Consider the following 7715-nt stretch of genomic DNA (forward strand, 5'->3'; position numbering starts at 1 on the left):
GATCAACCGCCGGATTCAGGCCGAATCTTCGGGCCGCCATGATTCGCCCGCTGCATCCAGTGTCCCGCCCGCCGGATAAGCCCGACCAGATCGTCGACGAAGGTGAAGACCACCGGAATCACCAGCAACGACAGCAGCGTGGAGGTCAGCAGACCGCCGATCACGGCGATGGCCATCGGCGAGCGAAAGCTCGGTTCGGCGCCCAGGCCGAGCGCGATCGGCACCATGCCGGCGATCATGGCGATGGTGGTCATGAGGATCGGACGGGCGCGTTTGTGGCAGGCGTCCAGTAGGGCCGCCGTGCGCTCCAGGCCACCTTCAAGACGCGCCTTGACCGCGTATTCGACCAGCAGGATGGAGTTTTTGGTGACGATCCCCATCAGCATCAACAGACCGATGACCGATGGCAGCGAAAAGCTGTTGTGGGTCAGCAGCAGGGCGGCGAAGGCCCCGCCGACCGAGAGCGGCAGTGCGGCGAGGATGGTCGCCGGTTGCAGGAAGTCGTGGAACAGCAGCACCAGCACGATATAGATGAAAAGAATACCGGTCAGCATCGCCGAACCGAAACCGCCGAAGACCTCCGCCATCCGCTCGGCGTCGCCCGAAGCGGGCCGACTAATGCCCGGCGGTAGGCGTTGCAGCGACGGCAGACGATCGACCTGCTCCAGCGCCTGACCGACCGTCTGTCCGGCCAGTTCCACCTCGATGGTCACGTTGCGGTTGCGATCCAATCGGTCGATCTGCGCCGGGCCGCTTCCCAGACGCAACTCGGCCACGGCGCTCAGGGGCACCTGTCCCGACCAGGCGGGCAGGCGCAGTTGCGCGAGGGCGTCCAGATTGCCGCGCAGCTCGGGGGTCAGGCGTACCCGGATCGGGATCTGCCGCTCGGGCAGATTGAGCTTGGGCAGTTGCACCTCGAAATCGCCGGCGGTAGCAATCCGGATCGCGCTGGCCATGGCGGCGGTGGTCACGCCCAGATCGGCGGCGCGCGCGAAATCCACCTCCACATGGATCTCGGGGCGTTGCAGACTGGCGTTGGAGGTGACGTTGCCGATGTTTTTCAGGGTGCGCAGATCGCGTTCCACAAGCTGACTGGTGCGATCGAGCAGACCCGGATCGTCTCCGGCCAGCACCACCTGAAGACGCTCGCCCACATCGCCGAGACCCACCGAGATGCGCGCGCCGGGCAGTTCGCGCAGACGCTCGCGCAATTCCTGTTCGATGGCGGATTGCTTGCGCGGTCGGTCGTGCCGGTGTTTCAGCAGGATGGTCAGCGACGCCTTGCGCACGTCGCTACTGCCGCCCTCGGTAAAGGGGCCGGAGCCGGCGACCGAGCCGACGGTGGTGAAGACGCGGGTGATGTCGGCGACGGGTGCGAGCAGCGCACGCGCCGCCTCGGCCGCGCGGCGCGTCTCCTCCAGCGTGCTGCCCGGCGCCAGTTCAATCTTGACTGCGGTCTGATTGCGATCCGCCGCCGGCATGAAACCGGTCGGCAGCAGCGGCACCAGCGCCAGCGAGCCGGCGAAGAAGAGGAGGGCGGCGGTCAGCGTGGTCTTGCGATGCCCGAGGCACCAGTTCGCGGCGACAAGATAGCCGCGCATCAGGCGCCCGTCGTCGGGTCCGGCGTCATGCGACTTGAGTAGATAGGCCGACATCATGGGGGTCAGCATGCGCGCGACCACCAGCGAGAAGAAGACCGCGATCGCAGCAGTGATGCCGAACTCGCGGAAGAACTTGCCGGGCACCCCGCCCATGAACGCGGTCGGCAGGAAGACCGCGATCAGGGTCAGACTGGTGGCGATGACCGCCAGACCGATCTCGTCGGCGGCCTCGATCGCGGCCTGGATCGGCCCCTTGCCCATGCGCAGATGGCGCACGATGTTCTCGATCTCGACGATGGCGTCGTCGACCAGGATGCCGACCACCAGGGCCAGCGACAGCAGGGTCAGCGCGTTGAGACTGAAGCCGAACCAGTGAATAACGGCGAAGGTCGGGATCACCGAGAGGGGCAGGGCGGCGGCGGCAACCAGGGTCGCGCGCCAGTCGCGCAGGAACCACCAGACCACCAGCACGGCGAGAATGGCCCCTTCGTAGAGGAGTTCCATCGAGCCTTTGAAATTGTCCTCGACGGCCGCGACCGTGTCGTAGGCTTCCTCGATCCGGACCTGAGTAAAACGCTCGCCCAGCGCTTGCACTGCCTGACGAACATCCGCGGCCACCGCGACTTCGCTCGCACCCTTCAGTCGGGTCACCGAGAAACCGACCACTGGCCGACCGTCGAGCAGGGCATAAGCGGAGCGCTCGGCGATGCTGTCGTGGACATGGGCGATCTGATCGAGCCGCACGCTGTGACCGCCCGTCAAGGGAATATCGAGCGCGGCGATCTCGGCGATGTCGTGCACCGCGCCGAGCGTGCGCACCGACTGGACGCTGGCGCCGATATCGCCGCGTCCGCCCGAGGCGTCCTGCTGGATCTGCTTGAGCCGCGCCGAGATGTCCGCCGCCGTGACCCCGAGCGCGGCCATCCGGGTCGGATCCAGATCGACGGCCACCTCGCGATCGACCCCGCCGACCCGTTTGACCGCGCCCACGCCCTGGACGGCCAGCAGCGCCTTGCCGATCTCGTTGTCGACGAACCAGGACAGCGCCTCCTCGTCCAGACGCTCGGAGTCGATGGTGAAGGTGAGAATGGCGCCGCCGGCGGTTGTGACTTTGGAGACCACCGGATCGGTCATGTCCTGGGGCAGTTCGGCGCGCACGCTGTCGACGGCGTTGCGCACATCGTTCAAGGCGGTTTCGATCGGGATGCCGATATCGAACTCGATCCGGAGCGTCGCGCTGCCGTCGTTCAACGTCGTGCGGATATGCTGCACGCCGCCCAGGGTCGCGACCTGATCCTCGATCTTGCGCGCGACCTCGGTTTCGAGCTGGGCCGGATCGGCACCCTCCAGCCGAGCGGTGACGGTGACCGTGGGGAGTTCGATATCCGGGAAGTTCTGGATTCCGAGCGCGCGGAAGCCCATGAACCCGAGCAGGGTCAGCAGCCCGAACAGCAGGATCGCGGGGACCGGGTTGTGGATCGACCAGGTGGAGACGTTCATGGCCGACCCGCCGTGAGCGGATCGGCCGGGACGACGTGGATACTGTCCCCATCGTTAAGGAAGGCGCCGCCGGATTCGACCAGCGGTGCCGGGTTCGGAAGTCCGGTGACGATCTCGATGCGATTCCCGGCACGGCGGCCAGTGCCGATCTTGCGCTGGATCACGCGCTGGTCGTCGCCGACCTCGAAGACATAGCGGTTGCCGTCGCGCAGGACCACGGCAGATTCGGGCACCGTCAGCGCCGGCGCCTGACCGACGATGATCTCGCCGCGCGCGAAGTCACCCGCATGGGCCGCGCCAGGGTCGGGCAGGTCGACATAGACCAGCGCCAGACGGGTGGTCGGATCGAAGGTCGGCGCCGGCAGGCGTACCACGCCGTCCAGCGAGACGTCTTCGCCGAGTCGGATGCGCGCGGCCTGACCGGGCTGGATGCGCGCGAGTTGCTCGGCCATCACCTCGGCGCGCCACTCGATGCGGTTCTGGCGGATCAGCCGGAACAGCTCGGTACCGGCCTGGACCACGCTGCCCAGGGTCACGGTGCGCGACGCGATGACCCCATCGTCGACGGCGCGAATCCGGGTCTGATCGAGGCGGATCTGTTGCCCCTTGAGCTGCGCCTCGGCGGCGGCCAGGTTCGCCCGCGCGGTCTCCTCGGCCACCAGATATTGCTTGCTTTCCTGCTCGGACAGCGTGGCGCGGCCGGCCAGGTTGCGCGCCCGCTCGCCATTGGCCAGGGCCTCCGAGAGCGCGGCCTGCGCCTGTTCGACACGCGCCTGTTCAAGTGCCAGATCGGCGCGCACGGACGCCTGCGAAAGCTCCGCCAGGACATCCCCGCGCCGCACCTGATCACCCACGTCAGCCGTCAGCGAGATCACTCTCAAGCCACCGATTTCGGCGGCGATCACCGCCTCCTGCCAGGCTGTCAGACTGCCGCTGGCCGGGATGGCGAGCGGCCAGTCGTCGTGGCGGGGGAGGGTGGTCGTCACCGTCAGGGCGGCGATGGCCGGCTGATCGGATCCCTCGGCGAGCGCTGCTTCGGGCAGGGCGAGTGCGCCTTGGACCGCGATCATGGCGACGAGAAAGGTCGGGGCAAAGCGCTTGGGATACAGCGACAGGCTTTGATTCATAGAGCGTATTTCGTACAACCTCGTCAACAGGGGGCGGATCGGTGCGATCGGCGGCGCGATGGATCGCTCCACTTCGGCGCGGACATCATCCATGCGCCTTCACGCCAGACAGAAAGCAAAACGGTGAGATAGGGTGGCGGGCGATTTATCCAGTTGGTACGCCGTTCACGTCGGGCGGCTGCCGAGAACCCGGGGCGATGTCCAAGGCATGGCAGATCGGTTTTCTGGAAATCATTTAAGTGTATGTTTTTTATTTGATTATACAAATTCCATCAATTGATGCGGGTCATGCTTTCATTCTGCGAGCCCACTGTATCGCTTCTATAGTTATGTGGCGAGGGATCGATCTCCGATCATCCTGGTCTTTCGTCCAGGGCTCAAGAGACCGAACTGATTCGGTCTATCTCCTTCCTTGATACGCGAGGATAAAAAACTAGGGTACTCAGATGCAAAGTCCAATCCTGCTACGCGTTGCCGTGATGCTTCTCGGTCTCGCATCCTGCTTTCCGCAAATCGCTGCTGCGACAGGAGAGACGGAGTATGTACTTGAAAAGGTCTTTACGAGCGTGGCCCCAGTGTTTATGGCTGGCCATGAGGGCGATCCCAACTGGATCCAGGGTTATGCCTTCGAGGGAGACATACTGCTTGATGGGCAGCGGATCGGCAGTGTCTCCGGAGCAACGACTCTCTGGCATCCGCCCCTGCAATTCAATGACGTATACAATGAGGTTGGGATGACCGCCGTGAATACGATCGATGGAATTGGGACGTTGGATGTGTATGGTCAGGCGGTGGTTCTGACGAGCGGAACCACCGCGACAACAGGTGACGTCGTGCTTGCGTGGACAGGCTCGGTGACCAACGGTTCGGGTGCCCTGGCGAACGCATACGGGCTTGCCGCGGGCAACGCGATCGCGAACATGTTTATCTCGTCCGGAAATGGCACCGAAATTTTAAGGATCAGATTTGGCTATTGAACGATTCAAATCGGACCTGAACATCGCGCGGCTGCGCCAGATGCGGAGCGGTGGTCACCAGCAGTCGCGCGCCAGCGCGAACGTATTCCTCGGCATTGCGGGCATGAATACCTCCAGCGGCGGCGACCAGGGTCGTCGAGCCAAGCGCGGCGAGCGCGGCGACGACCTCGGCCACCGCTGGAGGCGGAAATTTCTCCAGTTGCAACACGTCCGCGTCGGCCCAGGCAAGGGCCTCTTCCAGATTGGCAACCTCGACCACCACGCGTTTTTCCGGGCATTGGCGATGCAGCCGCGCAACCGTCTCGGCGGGGCGTTCCTGGCCAATAAACAGACGATGCTCGGCGAAGATCAGGATGGATTCCGATAACCCGATGCGGTGCATCACCGCGCCGCCGGCCCGAAAAGCCTTGGCGGCCAGCCGGCGGGTTCCAGGGACGTTCTTGCGGGTTCCGGCCACCATGGCATTCGGATGACCTAACCGCGCCGCGGCGACGATGGCCGCGGCACTGGTGGCGATCCCCGAACACCATTCCATTAGGGTCTGAGCGGTTTTCCAGCCACGATGCAAGGCATCGGCTCTACCGCTCGCTTCCAGCAACAAGGTTTCAGTTGGCGCATCGCTGCCTGAAGCGGCGTGAATCTTGGCCTGCGCGCCGCATAACTCGAACAGGCGAACCGCTTCCTCGACCCCGCAAACCAGCATTGGGTCACGGGCAAAGAAGCGAATTTTCCCAGAACGCGCAGCGATACCGAGCGAGTCGGTTGTGAGATCTCCGAAAGGCACATCCTCGGCGAGCAACCGATGCAGTTCATGGTCACTGAGGACCGGGGGCGTCATTGCAATCATCGAATCTTCCTGTAGGGCTCCGGAACGAGCAGGGAGATACATTCTAGCAGCCTGCCGGACCGAGTCTGGACGTTGTCCAGATCACGGGCGAGATCATGAAAATGCTCTAGCAGCCTGTCGGACTTTCCCGGTGCCGCGCGGCACTGCCGCCGGTAGAATAGGCGCATCACCCCTGGGATGCCTGAGCCGATGAGCCACTTCCGTCCGATTCTGCGTGATGTCGACTTTCTGCTTCCACCGTCGGTGCAGGATTGGCTGCCCGAAGGGCATCTGGCGCGCGACGTCGTCGAGGTGGTGGAAGGGTTGGACCTGAGCGAATTGGAGCGGGCCGATGCTGGGCGCGGCAGTCCGCCCTATCACCCCGCCACCCTGCTGTCGCTCTTGATCGACGGGTATGCCACCGGCGGCTTTTCCAGCCGCAAGATCGAGCGGGCCACGTATGATTCCTTGGCCTTTCGTTTCATCGCCGCGAACAGCCATCCCGACCACGATACCCTCGCGACCTTCCGCCAGCGTTTCGCCCAGGAGTTCGAAGCGGTCTTTGTCCAGGTGCTGCAGGTCGCGCGCGAGAACCAGCTCAGCCGCTTCGGCACGGTCAGTCTGGACGGGACCAAGCTTCACGCCAATGCCAGCCGCCACAGCGCGCTGTCGTCTGGGCACGCGGAAGCGCTCGAAGTGCAACTGAAGGCCGAGGTCCAGGAACGGCTGGCGTTGGCCGAAGCGGCCGATGGCGCCAACCTCCCCGACGGCATGAGCCTGCCCGAAGAACTCACACGCCGCGAGGATCGCTTGGCCGCCATCGCCGCCGCCAAAGTCAAGATCGAAGCCCGGGCGGCGGAACGCTTTACCCGCGAGCAGGCCGACCATGAGGCCAAACTCGCCGCTCGGGCGGCCAAAGCAACCGCCGGTGGCCGCAAACCAAGTGGCAAACCGCCCGCGCCACCGACTCCTGGTCCGCGTCCCAACGACCAGATCAACCTCACGGATGAGGAGTCCCGCATCATGCCGGTCGCCGGTGGCGGCTTCGAACAGTGCGACAACGCCCAAGCGCTGGTCGAGACCGCCAGCCTGCTCGTGGTCATTCCGCAGGTCACCCAGGCGACCAACGACAAGCAACAGATCGCCCCGATGCTGGAGCGCCTCGCCGCGCTTCCCGAAGACCTTCCCCCGCCCAAGCAACTGACCGCCGACACCGGCTTCTTCAGTGAGGCCAACGTGGTCGCCTGCGAAAGCGCCAGCATCGAACCGCTGATCGCCATCCAACGCGACGAACACCATCCCCATTGGTCGGAGCGCTTCGCGAATCCGCCGGCTCCGCCACCCGAGGCCACGCCCGTTGAGCGAATGGTCCATCGGCTCCGGACCCCCAAGGGCCGTGCGACTGATGCCCTGCGCAAGCAGACCGTTGAGCCGGTGTTCGGCATCATCAAATCGGTGATGGGATTTCGTCAGTTTCTCACGCGCGGTCTGGACAACGTGCGCAACGAATGGAACCTGGTCTGCCTGGCGTGGAACCTCAAACGCATGGCTGTCTTGCGCCTGCAGTAAGGGAAATTCGTAGGAAAAATGCCTTTTTGGCCGAAAAAAGGCTATTTTCGAGGAAAATAGCCTCTTGATTGTCTTTTTCAGCCAATCCGAACGCTCAAGTCCGACAGGCTGCTAG

5 protein-coding genes are annotated in these 7715 nt (G+C 64.3%); 2 read left to right on the forward strand and 3 right to left on the reverse strand.

Translation table 11 applies throughout. The features are described from left to right. Positions 1-2: 2 nt before the first annotated feature. Both CCR95_RS17175 and CCR95_RS17180 read right to left on the reverse strand, forming a co-directional pair. Positions 3-3101, reverse strand: coding sequence for an efflux RND transporter permease subunit (locus CCR95_RS17175; RefSeq protein WP_201096556.1), 3099 nt, complete (start codon positions 3099-3101; stop codon positions 3-5). Continuing rightward, on the reverse strand, positions 3098-4228 hold the full coding sequence (locus CCR95_RS17180) for an efflux RND transporter periplasmic adaptor subunit (RefSeq protein ID WP_242523307.1): 1131 nt from the start codon (positions 4226-4228) through the stop codon (positions 3098-3100). Before CCR95_RS17180 ends, CCR95_RS17175 begins: the two co-directional genes overlap by 4 nt. A 446-nt stretch (positions 4229-4674) precedes the next feature. Between CCR95_RS17180 and CCR95_RS17185 the strand changes: the two genes are divergently transcribed. Further along, entirely contained in the window at positions 4675-5205 is a 531-nt protein-coding gene (locus tag CCR95_RS17185) for a hypothetical protein (RefSeq protein WP_201096558.1), read from the forward strand. Here the strand turns inward: CCR95_RS17185 and modD are convergent. Next, a complete protein-coding gene (gene modD / locus CCR95_RS17190) occupies positions 5189-6052 on the reverse strand; it encodes a ModD protein (protein ID WP_201096560.1) in 864 nt (287 codons plus the stop codon). The genes CCR95_RS17185 and modD overlap by 17 nt on opposite strands. A 189-nt stretch (positions 6053-6241) precedes the next feature. On the opposite strand from modD, the gene CCR95_RS17195 reads away from it, so the two are divergent. Further along, positions 6242-7600 (forward strand): transposase, encoded by a 1359-nt coding sequence (locus tag CCR95_RS17195; protein ID WP_201096562.1) that lies wholly within the window; start codon positions 6242-6244, stop codon positions 7598-7600. The last annotated feature ends 115 nt before the right edge of the window (positions 7601-7715 follow it).

The organism is Thiocystis minor, from assembly GCF_016653465.1.
Lineage (GTDB): Bacteria > Pseudomonadota > Gammaproteobacteria > Chromatiales > Chromatiaceae > Chromatium > Chromatium minus.

Excerpts from the sequence above, each read along its gene's own strand:
- CCR95_RS17175 (WP_201096556.1), bottom strand. The coding sequence starts at position 3,101 with ATGAACGTCTCCACCTGGTCGATCCACAACCCGGTCCCCGCGATCCTG.
- CCR95_RS17180 (WP_242523307.1), bottom strand. The coding sequence starts at position 4,228 with ATGAATCAAAGCCTGTCGCTGTATCCCAAGCGCTTTGCCCCGACCTTT.
- CCR95_RS17185 (WP_201096558.1), top strand. The coding sequence starts at position 4,675 with ATGCAAAGTCCAATCCTGCTACGCGTTGCCGTGATGCTTCTCGGTCTC.
- modD (WP_201096560.1), bottom strand. The coding sequence starts at position 6,052 with ATGATTGCAATGACGCCCCCGGTCCTCAGTGACCATGAACTGCATCGG.
- CCR95_RS17195 (WP_201096562.1), top strand. The coding sequence starts at position 6,242 with ATGAGCCACTTCCGTCCGATTCTGCGTGATGTCGACTTTCTGCTTCCA.